Source organism: Roseovarius sp. D22-M7, from assembly GCF_037083785.1.
Lineage (GTDB): Bacteria > Pseudomonadota > Alphaproteobacteria > Rhodobacterales > Rhodobacteraceae > Roseovarius.
The window spans coordinates 55,503-71,887 of sequence record NZ_JBAPKY010000006.1 but is presented as its reverse complement, the minus strand read 5'-3'; the positions used below and the strand labels follow the sequence as shown (position 1 = coordinate 71,887).

The 16,385-nt window shown below is 67.9% G+C and carries 17 protein-coding genes; 10 read left to right on the top strand and 7 right to left on the bottom strand.

What is annotated here, in order from left to right; all coding sequences use genetic code 11:
• Positions 1 to 3 precede the first annotated feature (3 nt).
• Genes V8324_RS04565 through V8324_RS04555 form a run of 3 tightly spaced genes read right to left on the bottom strand, consistent with a single transcriptional unit; the run spans position 4 to position 2,842 of the window.
• Complete coding sequence (locus V8324_RS04565) at positions 4 to 1,425, bottom strand: protein adenylyltransferase SelO (RefSeq protein WP_336418738.1); 1,422 nt, start codon at positions 1,423 to 1,425, stop codon at positions 4 to 6.
• Between the two features lie 32 nt (positions 1,426 to 1,457).
• Positions 1,458 to 1,904: a GNAT family N-acetyltransferase gene (locus V8324_RS04560; RefSeq protein ID WP_336418737.1), complete on the bottom strand. Its 447-nt coding sequence runs from the start codon at positions 1,902 to 1,904 to the stop codon at positions 1,458 to 1,460.
• A complete protein-coding gene (locus tag V8324_RS04555; RefSeq protein ID WP_336418736.1) occupies positions 1,901 to 2,842 on the bottom strand; it encodes a nucleoside hydrolase in 942 nt (313 codons plus the stop codon). Before V8324_RS04555 ends, V8324_RS04560 begins: the two co-directional genes overlap by 4 nt.
• 304 nt (positions 2,843 to 3,146) lie before the next feature.
• On the opposite strand from V8324_RS04555, the gene ihfB reads away from it, so the two are divergent.
• Genes ihfB through V8324_RS04540 form a run of 3 tightly spaced genes read left to right on the top strand, consistent with a single transcriptional unit; the run spans position 3,147 to position 4,435 of the window.
• Entirely contained in the window at positions 3,147 to 3,428 is a 282-nt protein-coding gene (gene ihfB / locus V8324_RS04550) for an integration host factor subunit beta (RefSeq protein ID WP_336418735.1), read from the top strand.
• A gap of 2 nt (positions 3,429 to 3,430) precedes the next feature.
• A complete protein-coding gene (locus tag V8324_RS04545) occupies positions 3,431 to 3,781 on the top strand; it encodes a DUF1049 domain-containing protein (protein WP_336418734.1) in 351 nt (116 codons plus the stop codon).
• A 9-nt stretch (positions 3,782 to 3,790) separates the two neighbouring features.
• Positions 3,791 to 4,435 (top strand): phosphoribosylanthranilate isomerase, encoded by a 645-nt coding sequence (locus V8324_RS04540; protein WP_336418733.1) that lies wholly within the window; start codon positions 3,791 to 3,793, stop codon positions 4,433 to 4,435.
• A 24-nt stretch (positions 4,436 to 4,459) separates the two neighbouring features.
• Here V8324_RS04540 and hpt read toward each other — a convergent pair whose 3' ends face one another.
• On the bottom strand, positions 4,460 to 5,002 hold the full coding sequence (hpt, locus tag V8324_RS04535; protein ID WP_336418732.1) for a hypoxanthine phosphoribosyltransferase: 543 nt from the start codon (positions 5,000 to 5,002) through the stop codon (positions 4,460 to 4,462).
• A 71-nt stretch (positions 5,003 to 5,073) separates the two neighbouring features.
• Here hpt and V8324_RS04530 point away from each other — a divergent pair, with 71 nt between their 5' ends.
• The gene (locus tag V8324_RS04530; RefSeq protein ID WP_336418731.1) at positions 5,074 to 5,526 is read left to right on the top strand and encodes a type II toxin-antitoxin system RatA family toxin; all 453 of its coding nucleotides are present in this window, start codon (positions 5,074 to 5,076) and stop codon (positions 5,524 to 5,526) included.
• Positions 5,527 to 5,541: 15 nt separating this feature from the next.
• Here the strand turns inward: V8324_RS04530 and V8324_RS04525 are convergent, their stop codons facing one another.
• Genes V8324_RS04525 through V8324_RS04515 form a run of 3 tightly spaced genes read right to left on the bottom strand, consistent with a single transcriptional unit; the run spans position 5,542 to position 7,639 of the window.
• Positions 5,542 to 6,012, bottom strand: coding sequence for a CinA family protein (locus V8324_RS04525; RefSeq protein ID WP_336418730.1), 471 nt, complete (start codon positions 6,010 to 6,012; stop codon positions 5,542 to 5,544).
• On the bottom strand, positions 6,009 to 6,506 hold the full coding sequence (locus V8324_RS04520) for a phosphatidylglycerophosphatase A family protein (RefSeq protein WP_336418729.1): 498 nt from the start codon (positions 6,504 to 6,506) through the stop codon (positions 6,009 to 6,011). Before V8324_RS04520 ends, V8324_RS04525 begins: the two co-directional genes overlap by 4 nt.
• Positions 6,497 to 7,639, bottom strand: coding sequence for a bifunctional 2-C-methyl-D-erythritol 4-phosphate cytidylyltransferase/2-C-methyl-D-erythritol 2,4-cyclodiphosphate synthase (locus tag V8324_RS04515; RefSeq protein ID WP_336418728.1), 1,143 nt, complete (start codon positions 7,637 to 7,639; stop codon positions 6,497 to 6,499). The genes V8324_RS04520 and V8324_RS04515 overlap by 10 nt, the downstream gene beginning before the upstream one ends.
• A gap of 161 nt (positions 7,640 to 7,800) precedes the next feature.
• Between V8324_RS04515 and dusB the strand changes: the two genes are divergently transcribed.
• From dusB to V8324_RS04485, 6 genes are all read left to right on the top strand, one after another.
• Positions 7,801 to 8,799 carry a tRNA dihydrouridine synthase DusB gene (gene dusB, locus V8324_RS04510; protein ID WP_336418783.1) on the top strand — a complete coding sequence of 333 codons (999 nt, stop codon included), beginning with the start codon at positions 7,801 to 7,803 and terminating at the stop codon, positions 8,797 to 8,799.
• Positions 8,796 to 9,896, top strand: coding sequence for a two-component system sensor histidine kinase NtrB (locus tag V8324_RS04505; RefSeq protein ID WP_336418727.1), 1,101 nt, complete (start codon positions 8,796 to 8,798; stop codon positions 9,894 to 9,896). The genes dusB and V8324_RS04505 overlap by 4 nt, the downstream gene beginning before the upstream one ends.
• A 3-nt stretch (positions 9,897 to 9,899) precedes the next feature.
• Positions 9,900 to 11,267, top strand: a complete 1,368-nt coding sequence (locus V8324_RS04500) for a response regulator (RefSeq protein ID WP_336418726.1) — start codon at positions 9,900 to 9,902, stop codon at positions 11,265 to 11,267.
• 99 nt (positions 11,268 to 11,366) lie between these two features.
• Positions 11,367 to 13,640 (top strand): sensor histidine kinase NtrY-like, encoded by a 2,274-nt coding sequence (locus V8324_RS04495; RefSeq protein ID WP_336418725.1) that lies wholly within the window; start codon positions 11,367 to 11,369, stop codon positions 13,638 to 13,640.
• A 22-nt stretch (positions 13,641 to 13,662) separates the two neighbouring features.
• Positions 13,663 to 15,075 (top strand): nitrogen assimilation response regulator NtrX, encoded by a 1,413-nt coding sequence (gene ntrX / locus V8324_RS04490; RefSeq protein WP_336418724.1) that lies wholly within the window; start codon positions 13,663 to 13,665, stop codon positions 15,073 to 15,075.
• Positions 15,076 to 15,171: 96 nt separating this feature from the next.
• The gene (locus tag V8324_RS04485; RefSeq protein ID WP_336418723.1) at positions 15,172 to 16,347 is read left to right on the top strand and encodes an aspartate aminotransferase family protein; all 1,176 of its coding nucleotides are present in this window, start codon (positions 15,172 to 15,174) and stop codon (positions 16,345 to 16,347) included.
• Positions 16,348 to 16,385 lie beyond the last annotated feature (38 nt).

The following is a 16,385-nucleotide window of genomic DNA, read 5'->3' as shown; positions in this document are numbered from 1 at the left end:
CCGTCAGGTTCCGCAGAAGGTCGCCTGAACCACTTCGGCAGGCTGCGGCGGACGCTTGAGGTCGCTGGCCTCGGGATTGTCCGCAAAGGGCTGCGACAGGATCTCGATCAACCGCTCGAACGGTGCGTAGTCGCCGGCGACCGCTGCCTCGATCATCTGCTCGATTCGGTGATTGCGCGGGATCACGGCGGGGTTGGCCGCGCGCATCACGGCCTCGGGATCGTCCTCGAGCTTCAGCCGCGCGCGCCACTCGTCGGCCCAGACATCGAAGGCATCGGGATCGGCGAACGCCTTGCGCGCGCTGCCGTCGATGAGGCCGCGGAAGGTGTTGGTGAAATCCGCGCGCGCCTCGGCCATCAGGTTCAGCAGGTCGTCGACGAGGGCGGCGTCGTCGGCGGTAGGCTCCGCGATGCCGATCTTGCGGCCGAAGAGGCGCTGACGCTCGGTCTCGATCAGGTCGGGCATGGCATGCACCTTTGCGGTGAAATCCTCTACCGCGGCGTCCTGATCGGGCATCAGCGGCACCAGCGTTGTGGCGAATTGCGCCATGTTCCAGACAATCACGCGGGCCTGATTGTCGTAGCCGTAGCGCCCATGCGCGTCGATCGAGCTGTAGACCGTCTGCGGGTGATAAGTATCCATGAATGCACAGGGCCCGTAATCGATCGTCTCGCCGGAGATTGCCGTGTTGTCGGTGTTCATCACCCCGTGGATGAAGCCGACCGACAGCCATTGCGCCACCAGCCGGGCCTGCCGACGGATCACCGTGTCCAGAAGATCGGCGGGGCTTTCGGCCTGCGGGTCGTGCCGGGCGACGGTATAGTCGTAAAGCGCGCGCAGCCCTTCGAGATCGCGGCGCGCGGCGAAATACTGGAAGGTGCCGACGCGGATATGGCTGGAGGCCACGCGGGTCAGCACCGCGCCGGGCATGCCGCCTGCCTCGCGGTAGACCGGCTCTCCGGTGGCGACGGCGGCGAGGGCGCGGGTCGTGGGAATGCTGAGCGCGTGCATCGCCTCGGACACGACATATTCCCGCAGCACCGGGCCGAGCCAGGCGCGCCCGTCGCCCATGCGGCTGTAGGGCGTGGGGCCGGAGCCCTTGAGCTGCAGGTCGCGGCGTGTGCCGGTCCGGTCCACGACCTCGCCCAGAAGCAGCGCGCGCCCGTCCCCCAGTTGCGGCGAGAAGCCGCCGAACTGATGCCCGGCATAGACCTGCGCCAACGGATCGGCGCCCTCGGGCACGGCATTGCCGGCAAAGACTTGCGCCAGCGTCGCCTCGTCGGTGTGCGGTATGCCGAGATCCGCGGCGAGATCTTCGTTGAACCGGATGAGGCGCGGCGCCCGGACGGGCACGGCCGTCTGCCGGGTGAAGAAGCGTGCTGGCAGGGCGCCATAGCTGTTGGTGAAGGGTATGTTCATGTTCATGACTCAGATGTAATCGCGACCGGGGCTGGCGTCTACATCTCGCGTGTCATCATCACGTGATCCTCGCGCGGGATGAATCGCAGCTTCTCGTAAAGCTTGCGCGCCTTCGCGTCGTCGCGCCGGACCTGCAGGTGCAGGCTCCGCAACCCGGCGCCCGACAGCGCCTTGGGCAGGGCGACCATCACTTCTGACCCGATGCCGCGGCCGCGGACGGCGCGTCGTATGTAAAGCTCGTCGACCACCCCGTCGAGGCCCGCGGACCGGACCGACCAGCCGAAGCTGAGGATCACGTAGCCGATGGGCGCGCGGGCGGGCCCGATGAGATAGGCCACGCCATGCGGGCTGCCCTCGAGAATCGGGGTCAGGGCCGCGCGTCGCGTCGCGTCGTCCTGCGCGATGCCGGCCTCTTCGTGGAAGGCCGCGACAAGCGGTGCCAGCCGATCCAGGTCGTCCGGCCGCGCCAGGGTCAGTGCCGTCATAGCCGCGCAAGCCTTTCTATCAGAAGGTCGAAGAATCCTTCCGCCTCGATCTCGTTGAGGACAGTGGCGTTCGGCGCGCGCCCTTGCGCCCCCGGCCAGTCCATGACGGTCATGCCAAGGGTCTCGTCGTCGTCGGTCTCGACCGTGAGATTGACCCTGGAAGATCGAAAGAGATCGGGGCGCACCAACCAGCCGATGACGCAGGGATCGTGCAGCGGCGCGCCGGCCTCGCCGAAGCGGTCGGGATCGTAGCGCTCGATGAACCCGGTGAGATCGGCCACCGCGCGCCCGACAGGCGTGCCGATCGCGCGCAGCGCGGCGTTGCGCGGCGGGGTCACCAGCGCCCTGTGCGTCACGTCGAGCGGGACGAGGGTCAGCGGCACGCCGGCGCGCATCACGATGTCGGCCGCGTGCGGATCGACATGCATGTTGAATTCGGCACTGGGCGTGGCGTTGCCGGCGACATGCTGTGTGCCGCCCATCACCACGATCCCGCGCAGCTTCGCGGCGATCTCGGGCGCGGTTTCGAACGCCGTCGCGATATTCGTCAGCGGTCCGAGCGCCACCAGCGTCACCGTCTCCTCCGGACGGCTGCGCACCGTCTCGATGATGAACTCCACCGCGTGGCCGGGCTGCAGCGGCATTTCCGGCTCGGGCAGGTATGGGCCGTCGAGGCCGGTTTCGCCATGCACGTGTTCGGCCGTCAGAAGCTCGCCGCGCAGCGGGCGCTCACAGCCGGCGAAGACCGGCAGATCGGCCCGGCCGGCCAGTTCGCAGGCGATGCGCGCGTTGCGTGTGGTCAGGTCGAGCGGCACGTTGCCGGCGACGCAGGTCAGGCCGAGAACCTCGAGCGCGTCGGGGCAGGCGAGGGCCAGTAGGATCGCGACCGCGTCGTCCTGTCCGGGATCTGTGTCGATGATGATCGGTTGCGCTGTCACGATTGTCTCCCCCGCTTCGCGCGAGCGACAATGCGGTGGATGCGCGGCAATGTCCACCGTCGAGGGCGGGTCTTCGGCAGGGTTTCCCGACCCGCGAATCACGCTTTTCGCCGGGTGTGGATCGCTGTCCGACCGCCCGCGGTCCGGGCCTGCGCCGGTACGCGCGCCGCCATCGCCGCGAAGAGGTGTGATAAATCATGGCTTTCCGACGCGCGATCCCGGCTTTGTGGTTTCGTTTTATGGCAGTGCGCTTATAGTCGGGCGGTGTCGTGCAGCTTGAAACAGCATTGGAGGGTGCCAGCCGATGATACGATCGGAATTGATCCAGAAGATCGCCGAGGAGAACCCGCATCTCGTGCAACAGGATGTCGCGAAGATCGTGAACACCATCTTCAGCGAGATCACCGAGGCGCTTGCCAATGGCAACCGGGTGGAGTTGCGCGGCTTCGGCGCGTTCTCCGTCAAGAAGCGGGACGCGCGGATCGGCCGCAACCCGCGTACCGGTGAAAGCGTGCAGGTCGACCAGAAATACGTCCCCTTTTTCAAGACCGGAAAGCTTTTGCGTGACCGGCTGAACGGAAACTGACCATGCGATATATCAGATACGCCTCGATCGCCGTCTTCGCGCTTGCCCTCGTGCTGATCGCGCTTGCCAATCGCGGTGTGGTGACACTGCGGGTGCTGCCCGACGAACTGGCGGGGTTCGCCGCGCTCAATCCCACATACGATGTACCGCTCTTCGTCGTGATCTACGCGGGCATCCTGATCGGGCTGATCGTGGGGTTCATCTGGGAATGGATTCGCGAGGCGGGCGAGCGCAGGGCGGCGGCGCGGCAGGCGCGCGAACTCGCCAGCCTGCGCGCCGAGGTCAAGCGCCTGAAGGGCGAGCGGGACAAGGGCAAGGACGACGTTCTGGCGCTTCTCGACGAGGCGGGCTAGGTCGTCGCCATGCCGAAGGACACCCGGGTGAAGATTTGCGGTCTGACCACCGGGCCCGACGTGATGGCGGCGGCCGAGGCCGGCGCGACCTATGTCGGGTTCGTCTTCTTCGAGAAATCGCCGCGCCACCTGTCGACGGGTGCGGCGCGCGCGCTTGCCATCGAGGTACCGCCCGGCATCGCCAAGGTGGCGCTGGTCGTGGATGCGGAGGATGCCGCGCTGGATGCGCTGACGCAGGCGGTGCCGCTGGACATGCTGCAACTGCACGGGCGCGAGACCCCGGCCCGCGTGGCCGAGATCCGGGCGCGCTACGGCCTGCCGGTGATGAAGGCCCTCGGTATTGCCGAGCGGGCGGATCTGGCGCAGATCGACCTTTATTCCAAGGCGGCCGACCAGCTTCTGATCGACGCGAAACCCCCGACGGATGCGGACCGCCCCGGCGGGAATGCAGCGGCTTTCGACTGGTCGCTGATAAAGGGCTACGAGTGGCCGCTGCCGTGGCTGCTGGCAGGGGGGCTGACGCCCGAGAACGTGGCCGAGGCCGTGACGCGCACCGGCGCACGCCAAGTCGACGTCTCTTCGGGGGTGGAGGAGGCGCCCGGTCGCAAGGACAAGGCGCGAATCCGCGCCTTCATAGATGCCGCGCGCGCCTGAGGGTGGCAGCGAACCGCAACGACATCACGAAGCGGTGAACCTGACCGTGCCGATATAGGGCAGGGCGCGGTTACGCTGCGCGTAGTCGATGCCGTAGCCCACGACGAAGGCATCGGGGCAGTCGAACCCGATCCAGTCGGCGCTGATATCGGTCTCGCGCCGCGACGGCTTGTCGAGCAGCGCGATGGTTTTCAGCCGTGCGGGCCGCCGCGCCCGCAACAGGTCCAGCACATGCGCCAGGGTGTGGCCGGTATCCACGATATCCTCGACGACCAGCACGTCGCGCCCGGCCATGTCGCCCTGCAAGTCCTTGAGAATGCGTACTTCCCGTCCGCTCTGCATGGCATTGCCGTAGGACGACGCCTCGACGAAATCGACCTCGACGGGCAGGGACAACTCGCGCACCAGATCCGCGATGAAGATGAACGACCCGCGCAGCAGCCCGACGACCACCAGCTTCTCGGTGCCCGCGAACTCGGCCTCGATCTCTTGCGCGAGGGTCTCGATGCGGGCCGCGATGGTCTTGGCCGAAATCAGGCGGTCGATGACATAGGCGGGCTGCGGCATGGTTCCCCCTTGAACTTCCGGTCCCGTTACAAGACAACGCGCGCCACTGTCACGCGCAATTCGGGGCCTTCATGCCATCACATTCCGAGACACGAAAGCTGCGCTATACGGCCGACCAGATGTATGCGCTGGTGGCCGATGTCGCGAACTACCCGCAATTCCTGCCCTGGACGGCGGCGGCGCGGGTGCGCCGGGTGACGCCGCGCCCCGACGGGTCGGAAGTGATGGAGGCGGATCTTGTCATAAGTTTCAAGGTGTTCCGCGAACGGTTCGGCAGCCGCGTCGTGCTCTGGCCGAAGGAGAAGCGGATCGAGACCGAGTATCTCGACGGGCCGTTCCATCACATGCGCTCCAACTGGGCGTTCCGCGATGTCGAGGGCGGCTGCGAGGTGGCGTTCGACGTGGATTTCGCCTTCAAGAACCGCCTGCTGCAATCGGCGGCCGAGATCTTCTTCTATGAGGCCATGAAGCGCATCGTGCGGGCCTTCGAGAAACGTGCCGACGCGCTTTACGGCAATGCTTGAACTTTGCCGCACAACCTATTGTTGTAAAGCGATACTCAGCAGGCTCAGGGCATGGTCCCGGGCGTGTTGGCGGACCATGTCGCGGCCCTGTGCGCCGTAATCATGCGTCTCTGTCCGCGTGGGCTGACCGGTGCGCGCGACGCTGAAACAGACGCGTCCTTCGGGCTTGTGCTCGGAGCCGCCGGGGCCGGCGATGCCGGTGATGGCCACGGCAAGGTCGGCGTGGCTGTGGGCGAGGGCGCCCTCGGCCATTTCGCGGGCGACCGCTTCGGAGACGGCGCCGACCGCCGACAGCGTGTCCGGGGACACGCCGAGCATCTCGATTTTCGCGTCGTTGGAATAGCTTACGAAGCCACGTTCAACCACCGTCGACGCGCCCGGAATATCCGTCAAGGCGACCGCGACCATGCCGCCGGTGCAGCTTTCGGCGGTGGTGATCCGCACGCCGCGGGCGCGGGCGGTTTCGATAATATCCTTTGTAATCATCTTAGTAGCACCTCGTGATAGATGAAGGCCGCGATGACGACGCAGATCGCGGCGGCGAGGCCGGCGAGGATGTCGTCGAGCATCACGCCAAGGGCGTCCTCGCGGCGGTCGGCCCATCCGATGGGGCCGGGTTTCCAGATGTCGAAGAGCCTAAAGAACCCGAAGGCAAAAAGGAAGCCGGGCCAGAGGTTTAGCATGTTCGCGCCGACATGGGCCGCGCCGATCGACACGGGCAGCACGGCGAGCCATTGGCCCGCGACCTCGTCGATCACGATCTCGGAGGGGTCTGGATCGACTTTTCCCCGTGTTTCCAGTGACGTGGCCCACACCCCTGATGCAAAGGCCACGACGATGCCGGCCAAGAGCGCCCAGGGCCCGCCCACAAGATGTAGAGCCCATGCCAGCGGCAGCGCGGCAAGGGACGCCCATGTGCCCGGGGCCGGTTGAATGTGGCCGAGATGGAAAACTGTTGCGATCAGGTGACTTACGCGCATGTCTTCACCAATGTCACGGCGGCCTGGGCCGCGATGCCTTCTTCCCGGCCGGTGAAGCCGAGGCGTTCGGAGGTCGTCGCCTTGACCGAGATCCGGGCGGTCTCGACCCCGGTAATCTCTGCCAGCGTGTGTCGCATGGTCTCGGCATGGGGCCCGATCTTCGGACGTTCACAGACGAGGGTGATGTCCATGTTGTTGATCCTGAGGCCTTTTGTCGTCGCCAGATCGACCGCATGACGCAGGAAGACGTGGCTGTCGGCGCCCTTCCATTGCGGGTCGGACGGGGGGAAGTGACGGCCGATATCGCCCTCGGCCAGCGCACCGTATATTGCGTCGGTAAGGGCGTGCATACCTACATCCGCGTCCGAATGACCGTCGAGGCCGCGATCATGGGGGACGGCGACGCCGCAGAGCCTACAGTGGTCGCCGGGTCCGAACCGGTGCACGTCGTACCCGGTGCCGATGCGTATATCCATATGATTTTCCAACAGTTTCCGGGCGCGGGCGAAGTCGTCCGGATGGGTGATCTTGAGGTTGTCCTCGTCCCCTTTGGCAATCGCCACGGCGAGGCCGGCGGCCGTGGCGACGGCGACATCGTCGGCCGCCTCATCAGCATGCGCGCGGTGGGCCTCAAGAATAGAGGCGAAATCAAAGGCTTGCGGTGTCTGCGCGCGAAACAGTCCGGTGCGGTCCCGGGTGCCGGTGACGCGGCCATCGGCGGCCGTCCAGAGCGCATCGGTGACCGGCAGGGCGGGCGCCACGGCGGGCGTGTCGCCGGTCTGCAAGGTGTGCAGGATGTACGCGATGTACGCGGGTTGCGTACAGCAGCGCGCGGCATCGTGGATCAGCACGTGTTCGGGGGCTGCGCCGGTCATCGATTCGAGCCCGGCGCGCACCGAGTCCGCGCGCGTCTCGCCGCCCGCGACGACCGTGATCCGGGGATGCGGGGCGATGCGCGCGGTCGCCTCGGGCGGGACGACGACGGTGATCGAGGTGATGTCCGGCACCGCGAGAAACGCGTCGAGCGTCCAGTCGATGACTCGCCGACCGGCGAGGGATTGCCATTGTTTCGGCAGATCCCCCCCGGCGCGGGTGCCACTTCCTGCGGCGACGATGAGGGCGGCGCATGTCATGTCTCGTGAGTAAGGCGCGTTCCGGTTGAGCGCAATGGCTTCGCATACGCCTGAAAATTGGGCACAGGGGTCGCGGCAGCCTGTGAAGGCATCATCGCGGCGTTGTCTAACGGCGAGGCGGCGGGTACAAGGGCGGCATTGCACATCGTTTAGGCATGAACATGCAGGTACTCGCCAATAGGTGGTTAACGCCGCCCGTGGTGCTCGCCCCGATGGCGGGAATCACCGATCTGCCCTTTCGGTCGCTGGTGGCGCGGTTCGGCGCCGGCCTGGTGGTCAGCGAGATGGTCGCCAGCCAGGAGATGGTGCAGGCGAAACCCGGCACGCGCGAAAAGGCCGAGCTGGGGCTGGGCGTAGAGAACACCGTCGTGCAGCTTGCCGGGTGCGAGCCGCGCTGGATCGCCGAGGCCGCGCGGATGGTGGCCGATCGCGGGGCGCGGATCATCGATATCAACATGGGCTGTCCCGCCAAGAAGGTCACGAGCGCGAGCGGGCTTGGCGCTTCGGGGTCGGCGCTGATGCGCGACCCCGACCACGCGCTGCGGCTGATCGAGGCGGTGGTGGGCGCGGTCGACGTGCCGGTCACGCTGAAGACCCGGCTGGGCTGGGATCACGATTGCCTGAACGCCCCCCTGATCGCGCGGCGGGCCGAGGCGGCGGGGGTGCGGATGATCACCATTCACGGCCGCACGCGCTGCCAGTTCTACAAGGGTCAAGCCGACTGGCGCGCGATCCGCGAGGTCGTGCAGGCGGTGGAGATCCCGGTGCTCGCCAATGGCGATATCGTGGATGCCGAGAGCGCCGCCGACGCGCAGGCGCAATCGGGGGCGGCCGGCGTGATGATCGGGCGCGGTGCGCAGGGCCGGCCGTGGTTGCTGGCGCAGGTCGCCGCGGAGCTTTACGGTGCGGCCGCGCCGGAGGTGCCGCGCGGCAGCGCCCTCGTCGATCTGGTTGCCGGGCATTTCGAGGCGATGCTGGCCTTCTATGGCACGGGTCTGGGCGGGCGCGTGGCGCGCAAGCATCTGGGTTGGTACATGGACCACGCCGGAACCGATGCCGGGCTGCGCCGGTCGGTGCTGACCGCGGAGCCGGCGGAGGTTCTGCGGCGCTTGCCCGAGGCGCTGTGCTGGGTCGACCCGGCGCGGAGGCAGGCGGCATGAACGCCGACGACGCGATCTGGGCGGCGCTGCCGGTGCCGGCGCTGGTGATCGACGCCGGCGACCGCATCGCGCGGATCAACCCGGCCGCGGAAGGCTTCATGCTGGCCTCGGAGCGGGCGATGGTCGGGCAGCCGGTCTGGGACAGGCTGGCGGTCAACGCGCCGCTCGACGAGGCCTTCGAGCGGGCCCGCCAGAGCGGCGCGCCGCTATTCGTCAACGACGTGGATGTCGGGACCGGCGAGCGCGCGCCGATGCAGTGCAACCTGCAGATCGCGCCCTTGTCGGGTCAGCCGGGATACATGATCATGCTGATCAGCCCGCGCGAGTTTTCGGGACGCATGGTGCAGAACAGCAACGTGAAATCGGCCGCGAAATCGGCGATCGGCATGGCCGAGATGCTGGCCCACGAGATCAAGAACCCGCTGGCGGGGATCACCGGGGCGGCGCAGCTGTTGTCGATGAACGTCGCGTCCGAGGACATGGAGCTGACCGACCTGATCGTCAGCGAGAGCCGCCGCATCGTCGGCCTGCTGGAGCGGGTCGAGCAGTTCGGCAATATCACGGCCCCCGATCTGCGCCCGATCAACCTGCATGACGTGCTGGACCGCGCGCGGCGCTCGGCGATGCTGGGCTTTGCCGCGCACATGACGCTGATCGAGGATTACGACCCGTCGCTGCCGCTGGCGCTTGGCGATGTGGACCAGCTGTTGCAGGTGGTGCTGAACCTGCTGAAGAACGCCGCCGAGGCGTCGAAGGGCGCAGCCGGCACGATCCGGCTGCACAGCTATTACGAGCAGTCGCTGCGGGTGCGCCGCGACAAGGGCGAGGGCCGGGGCAAGGTGTTGCCGCTGCAGATCGAGATCATCGATGACGGGCCGGGCCTGCCGCCGGAGATCGCCGAGCAGGTCTTCGATCCGTTCGTGTCCGGGCGCGAGAACGGCACCGGCCTCGGCCTCGCGCTGGCGGCCAAGATCGTCTCGGATCACGATGGCTGGATCTCGGTCAGTTCGGTGCCGGGGCGCACGGTGTTCCGCATCTCGCTGCAGCGGGCGGAGGTGACGGGCGGGGACGATCAGGACACGGGCAGGGAAGGCTAGCATATGGACGGGACGGTATTGGTCGCCGATGACGACCGCACGATCAGGACGGTGCTGACGCAGGCGCTGACGCGGGCGGGGTGCCGGGTGCACGCCACCTCGAGCCTGACGACGCTGATGCGGTGGGTCGGCGAGGGCAAGGGCGACGTGGTGATCTCGGACGTGGTGATGCCGGATGGCAATGGCCTCGAGATGCTGCCGAAGATCGCGCAGGACCGGCCCGGGCTGCCGGTGATCGTGATCTCGGCGCAGAACACCATCATGACGGCGATCAAGGCCGCCGAGGCCGAGGCCTATGATTACCTGCCGAAACCCTTCGATCTGCCCGATCTGATGAAACGCACGGCGCGGGCGCTGGAATCGCGGGCGCAGCGCGGGGCGGCGCCTGCCGCCGAGCAGGACCGGCCCGAGGAACTGCCGCTGATCGGGCGCACGCCGGCGATGCAGGTGCTGTACCGCGTGGTGGCGCGGGTGATGCACAGCGATCTGCCGGTGATGATCTGCGGCGAATCGGGCACCGGAAAGTCGCTGATCGCGAAAGCCTTGCACGATTTCTCGGACCGCCGGACGCTGCCGCTGGTGACGGTGACGGCCGAGGATCTGAGCGATCTGGACGGGCCGTCGAAGGTTCTGGCGCGCGTCAAGGGCGGGACATTGGTGCTCGACGAGGTCAGCGACCTGCCGCGCGAGGCCCAAGGCCGGCTGGTGCGGATGATGGACGCGCCGGGCGATCACGTGCCGCGTTTCATGGCCACCAGCCGCGTGGCCTGTGCGCAGGCGATGGAGGATGGTACGCTGCGCGAGGATCTCTACTACCGGATGAGCGGCGCGGTGGTCGACGTGCCGTCCTTGCGCGAGCGGATCGAGGATATCGCCCTGCTGGCCGCGCATTTCCTGGCCCGCGACGAGCGCGAGGGCCAGCCCGAGCGGCACCTGTCGGATGACGCGCTGGAGCTGATGCGCGCCTATAGCTGGCCCGGCAACGTGCGGCAGCTGGAAAACGCCGTGCGCCGCATCGGGCTGACGGCGCAGGCCCCCGAGATCAGCCGCGCCGAGGTCGAGGCGGTGCTGGGCAACCAGCCGCGCGCCGAGCCGGCCATGCGCGAGGGCCGCGGCGCCGAGAGCCTGTCGGGCTCTGTGGCCGAGCATCTGCAGCGCTATTTCGATCTGCACGGCGCGGACCTGCCGCCGCCCGGCCTGTACGGCCGGGTCCTGCGCGAGGTCGAGACGCCGCTGATCGAGATCGCGCTGGATGCCACCGGCGGCAACCAGATGAAATGCGCCGATCTGCTGGGGATCAACCGCAATACCCTGCGCAAGAAGATCACCGATCTGGATATTAACGTGACACGCCGCCGAAAGTTGATGTAAAACTGCAACATGGCTGTGGCCATTCGGACCCGTCTGGGCAAGAATGGCCGAGATGTTGTGGGGCAGGCGGCACGCCCCACCAAGGGATGAGGGGCCTGCGTGGCAACGCGAACACGAAGACTGCGCGCCGGGCGTCTGTCATGGGAGGGGCTCACCCGCCTGAGGCGGCTGCGGCGGTTGCAGACATGGGCCGCGCTGGGTCTGGTGATTCTCGGGCCGGTGCTGGCGCTCGTGACCTATCTCGTGATGGGGCCGCTGGAGCAGGGCACGGCCTCGAACGCGCTGCGCCTCGTGCTGCTGGCCGATCTCGTCTATGTGCTGATGGTCGCCGGGCTGGTGATGCAGCGCGTCGTGCGGATGATCGCCGCGCGGCGCAGCCAGTCGGCGGGATCGAAGCTGCACCTGCGGCTGACGGGCGTCTTCGCGCTGATGGCGCTGTTGCCGACGGTGACGGTGGCGGTGTTCGCCATGCTGTCGGTGAACATGGGGCTGGAGGCTTGGTTCTCCGACCGTGTGGGCCGGGTGGTCGACAATTCGGTCGCTGCCGCAAAGGCCTATGAGGAGGAGCACCGCCGCGACCTGGTGACCGATGCGCGCGCGCTGGCGCAGGTGATCAACGCCAACAAGCGCGCCATGGTGTTCATGGATGACGGCGCCATCCGGCAGGTCCTGTCCTCGGGACAGCGCGAGATCCAGCGCGGGCTGCGCGAGGCCTTCGTGATCGACGGGTCGGGCGAGATCCGGGCGCGCGGCGAACGCTCTTATCTGTTCGATTACGAGGAACCCACGCCCGCGCAGATCCGGCAAGCGCAGCAAGAGGGCGTGCTGGTGATCCGCGACTGGGCCAATGACGAGTTCCGCGCGCTGATGCCGCTGGAGGCGTTCGCCGACCGGCTGCTCTACGTCAGCCGCAATGTCGATGGCGCGATCCTGAGCCTGCTGGACGAGACCCAGGAGACCGCGCGCTTCTACGAGCAGCGCGAGAGCGAGCGCGGCCGCGTGCTGTTCGAGTTCGGGCTGCTCTATCTGGGGTTCGCGGTGATCCTGATCCTCGCCGCGATCTGGTTGGGGATGTGGTTCGCAGAGCGGCTGTCGCGCCCGGTGGGGCGGCTGACCAGTGCCGCGCAGCGCGTCGGCGAGGGCGACCTCGACACCCAGGTGCGCGAGGAGGAGGGCGACGACGAGATCGCCCAGCTGAGCACGTATTTCAACCGGATGACCCGGCAATTGAAGGCGCAGCGCGAGCGTCTTCTGGCCAACACCCAGCAGATCGAGCGCCGCCGCCGGCTGTTCGATTCGGTGCTGGGGTCGGTGTCGTCGGGGGTCGTGGGCCTCGACGCCAAGGGCCGCGTCACCTTCGTCAACCGCGCCGCCGAGCGGCTTCTGGACTGGCAGGAGGACCAGCAATCGCTGTCGCTGAGCGTGGCGGTGCCGGAATTCGCGGCCCCTTTCGAGCGGTTGCGCGCAGCGCCCGGCGGGTTCGTGCAGGAGGAGATCAAGGTCAGCCGCGGCGCGCGCACCGAGCACCTGCTGGTGCGGATGTCCACCCGCAAGGGCGAGGGCGGCAAGCGCGAGGGCTACGTGGTGGCGTTCGATGACGTCACCGACCTTGTCACCGCGCAGCGCATGGCCGCCTGGGGCGATGTCGCGCGCCGCATCGCGCACGAGATCAAGAACCCGCTGACCCCGATCCAGCTGAGCGCCGAGCGCATCAAGCGCAAGTTCTCGCGCCTGTTGGAGCCCGAGCAGGCCGCAAGCCTGGAGCAGCTGACCGACGTGGTGGTGCGCCAGACCACGGACCTGCGGCGCATCGTCGACGAGTTCTCGAAATTCGCCCGCATGCCAGAGCCGCAGACCGCCGCGCTGAGCCTGACGGAGGTGCTGCGCGAATCGGCCGTGCTGCAGGAAAGCGGCCAGCCCGGTGTGCGCTTCGAGCTGGACCTGACCGACGCCCCGCTGCGCGCCGAGATCGACGCCGCGATGATCGGACAGGCGCTGACCAATCTGATCAAGAATGCCGGCGAGGCCATCGAGAGCCTGCGCGAGGCCGGCGCCCCCGAGGGCCATGTGCCGACCATCCGCATCGAGAGCGCCGACGCGGGCGACTGGGCGGTGATCCGCATCAGCGATAACGGCGTCGGCCTGCCCGACGATCGCGGCCGGCTGTTCGAGCCTTACGTGACGACGCGCGACAAGGGCACCGGCCTTGGCCTGCCGATCGTCAAGAAGATCATCGAGGAGCATGGCGGCACGCTGGTGCTGGAGGATGCCGCGCTGGACGCCGACGGTGTGTCGCGCGGCGCCTGCGCCGTGGTGCGGCTGCCGCTGCTGGCCGTGCAGATCGCCGAGACACGGACCGAGACCGCCGTATGAGGACACGCCGCATGAGGACACCATGAACGATATCCTGATTGTCGATGACGAACGCGATATCCGCGAGCTGATCTCGGATATCCTCGAGGACGAGGGCTATGTCACGAGGCGCGCCGGCGATTCCGATGCCGCGATGGCCGAGATCGCCGCCGACCAGCCCGGCCTGCTGATTCTCGACATCTGGCTGAAGGACAGCCGGATGGACGGGATCGACATCCTCAAGACCGTCAAGCGCGACTACCCGGACGTGCCGGTGGTGATCATCTCGGGGCATGGCAATATCGAGATCGCGGTAGCGGCGATCAAGCAGGGCGCCTACGACTTCATCGAGAAGCCGTTCAACATCGACCAGCTGATGGTGGTGATCCGCCGCGGCATGGAGACCAGCCGCCTGCGGCGCGAGAACCAGGCATTGCGCCGGCGCGAGACCGCGCCCGCCGACATGCTGGGCGACAGCGCGCCGTTCCGCGCGCTGCTGGGCAATCTCGACAAAGTCACGCGCTCGAACGGGCGGGTGCTTCTGTCGGGCCCCGCCGGGTCGGGCAAGGAACTGGCGGCGCGCTACATCCACGCCAATTCCAGCCGCGCCGGGGCGCCATTCGTCAGCGTGGCCTGCGCCACGATTTCCGCCGACCGGATGGAAGAGGTGCTGTTCGGCCGCGAATGCCCCGAGACGGGCGTGACGCCGGGGCTGCTGGAGGATGCCGATGGCGGGGTGATCTATTTCGACGAGGTCGCCGACCTGCCGCCGGGCACGCAATCGAAGATCCTGCGGGTGCTGGTCGACCAGACCTTCCTGCGCGTCGGCGGCAGCGCCAAGATAAAGGTCGATCTGCGGGTGATATCCTCGACCAGCCGCGATCTGGAGGCCGAGATCGCCGCCGGGCAGTTCCGGCGCGAGCTGTATCACCGGCTCAACGTGGTGCCGGTCGCAGTGCCGAGCCTGGAAGAGCGGCGCGAGGACATTCCCGCGCTCGCCGCACATTTCATCGACGTTTTCCACCGCACGCAAGGCTTGCCGCAGCGGCCCCTGAGCGACGAGGCGGCGGCGCTGCTCCAGACCATGCACTGGCCGGGCAACGTGCGCCAGTTGCGCAACATGGTCGAGCGCGTGCTGATCCTCGGCGAGGGCACCGCGCCGATCACCGCCGCCGAACTGCCCGGCGAGACCGGGCCGCCCGGCGAGGAGGGCCGCGTCATCCTGTCGGGCACCATCGCCACCATGCCGCTGCGCGACGCCCGCGAGGCCTTCGAGCGCGAATACCTGCTGACCCAGATCCACCGCTTCGGCGGCAATATCAGCCGCACCGCGGAATTTGTCGGGATGGAGCGCAGCGCGCTGCACCGCAAGCTGAAATCGCTGGGCGTGGCGACCGGCGCCAAGGGTCTGCTGCGCGACGGCCCCGAGGGTGACGCGGCGCAGCCCCCGGGCTAGCGCGGCCGGGCTAGCGCGGCGCGGCCGATCATTGACTTGGGCGCGGCCTTGCGGCAGTCACGGGTCTTTACCGCCGTCACCACCAAGGACACGACCATGATCCCGACGATCCTGCCGACGTATAATCGCGCACCGCTTGCCTTCGTGAAGGGCGAGGGCAGCTGGCTGATCGAGGCGGACGGGCGACGTTTCCTGGATCTCGGGGCGGGGATCGCGGTCAATGCGCTGGGCCATGCACATCCCGATCTCGTGGCGGCGCTGACCGAGCAGGCGGGCGCGCTCTGGCACAGTTCGAACCTCTTCGAGATCCCGCGCCAGCAGGAGCTGGCCGACCGGCTGGTCGAGGCCAGTTTCGCCGACACGGTGTTCTTCACCAATTCCGGCACCGAGTCCTGCGAGCTGGCGGTGAAGATGGCGCGCAAGCATTTCCATGAGGCGGGCCAGCCGGAGCGCACCGGCATCATCGCCTTCGAGGGCGCGTTTCACGGCCGCTCGACCGCCGCCATCGCCGCGGCCGGGTCCGAGAAGATGACGCATGGCTTCGGGCCCCTGATGCCCGGCTTCCGCCATGTGCCGTGGGGCGATCACGACGCGCTGCACGCCGCCATCGACGACACGACGGCGGCCATCCTGATCGAGCCCGTGCAGGGCGAGGGCGGGATCCGCCCGCTGCCCGATCAATGCCTGAAGGGGCTGCGCGCGCTCTGCGACGAGCGGGGCATCCTGCTGGTCCTCGACGAGGTGCAATGCGGCATGGGGCGCACGGGGCGGCTGTTCGCGCATGAATGGGCCGGGGTGACGCCCGATATCATGATGGTCGCGAAGGGCATCGGCGGCGGCTTTCCGCTGGGCGCGGTGCTGGCAACGGAGCGCGCGGCGCGCGCGATGAGCGCCGGCACGCATGGCTCGACCTATGGCGGCAACCCGCTGGGCTGTGCCGTGGGCTGCGCGGTAATGCGCCATGTCGCCGATCCGGCCTTCCTGGCCGAGGTCGCGCGCAAAGGGGCGCTGATGCGCCAGCGGCTGGAAGGGCTGGTCGCCGCGCATCCGGACATCTTCAAGGGCGTCCGGGGCATGGGGATGATGCTGGGGCTCGAATGCCGGGTGCCCAACGCGGACGTGGCGCGGGCGGGTCACGCCGCACAGATCGTCACCGTCCCGGCCGCCGACAACGTGCTGCGCCTGCTGCCGCCGCTGACCATTTCCGATGACGAGATCGCCGAAGGCGTCACCCGTCTCGAGGCCGCCGCGGCCAGCCTCGCGACGGCCTGAGGTCTTCAGGACCCGATTATCCCGTGGGTATGGGGCCG

Excerpts from the sequence above, each read along its gene's own strand:
- dusB (WP_336418783.1), top strand. The coding sequence starts at position 7,801 with ATGCAGGTACTCGCCAATAGGTGGTTAACGCCGCCCGTGGTGCTCGCC.
- V8324_RS04545 (WP_336418734.1), top strand. The coding sequence starts at position 3,431 with ATGCGATATATCAGATACGCCTCGATCGCCGTCTTCGCGCTTGCCCTC.
- V8324_RS04515 (WP_336418728.1), bottom strand. The coding sequence starts at position 7,639 with ATGACATGCGCCGCCCTCATCGTCGCCGCAGGAAGTGGCACCCGCGCC.
- V8324_RS04505 (WP_336418727.1), top strand. The coding sequence starts at position 8,796 with ATGAACGCCGACGACGCGATCTGGGCGGCGCTGCCGGTGCCGGCGCTG.
- V8324_RS04500 (WP_336418726.1), top strand. The coding sequence starts at position 9,900 with ATGGACGGGACGGTATTGGTCGCCGATGACGACCGCACGATCAGGACG.
- V8324_RS04520 (WP_336418729.1), bottom strand. The coding sequence starts at position 6,506 with ATGCGCGTAAGTCACCTGATCGCAACAGTTTTCCATCTCGGCCACATT.
- V8324_RS04560 (WP_336418737.1), bottom strand. The coding sequence starts at position 1,904 with ATGACGGCACTGACCCTGGCGCGGCCGGACGACCTGGATCGGCTGGCA.
- ihfB (WP_336418735.1), top strand. The coding sequence starts at position 3,147 with ATGATACGATCGGAATTGATCCAGAAGATCGCCGAGGAGAACCCGCAT.
- ntrX (WP_336418724.1), top strand. The coding sequence starts at position 13,663 with ATGAACGATATCCTGATTGTCGATGACGAACGCGATATCCGCGAGCTG.
- V8324_RS04540 (WP_336418733.1), top strand. The coding sequence starts at position 3,791 with ATGCCGAAGGACACCCGGGTGAAGATTTGCGGTCTGACCACCGGGCCC.
- V8324_RS04485 (WP_336418723.1), top strand. The coding sequence starts at position 15,172 with ATGATCCCGACGATCCTGCCGACGTATAATCGCGCACCGCTTGCCTTC.
- V8324_RS04525 (WP_336418730.1), bottom strand. The coding sequence starts at position 6,012 with ATGATTACAAAGGATATTATCGAAACCGCCCGCGCCCGCGGCGTGCGG.
- V8324_RS04565 (WP_336418738.1), bottom strand. The coding sequence starts at position 1,425 with ATGAACATGAACATACCCTTCACCAACAGCTATGGCGCCCTGCCAGCA.
- V8324_RS04530 (WP_336418731.1), top strand. The coding sequence starts at position 5,074 with ATGCCATCACATTCCGAGACACGAAAGCTGCGCTATACGGCCGACCAG.
- hpt (WP_336418732.1), bottom strand. The coding sequence starts at position 5,002 with ATGCCGCAGCCCGCCTATGTCATCGACCGCCTGATTTCGGCCAAGACC.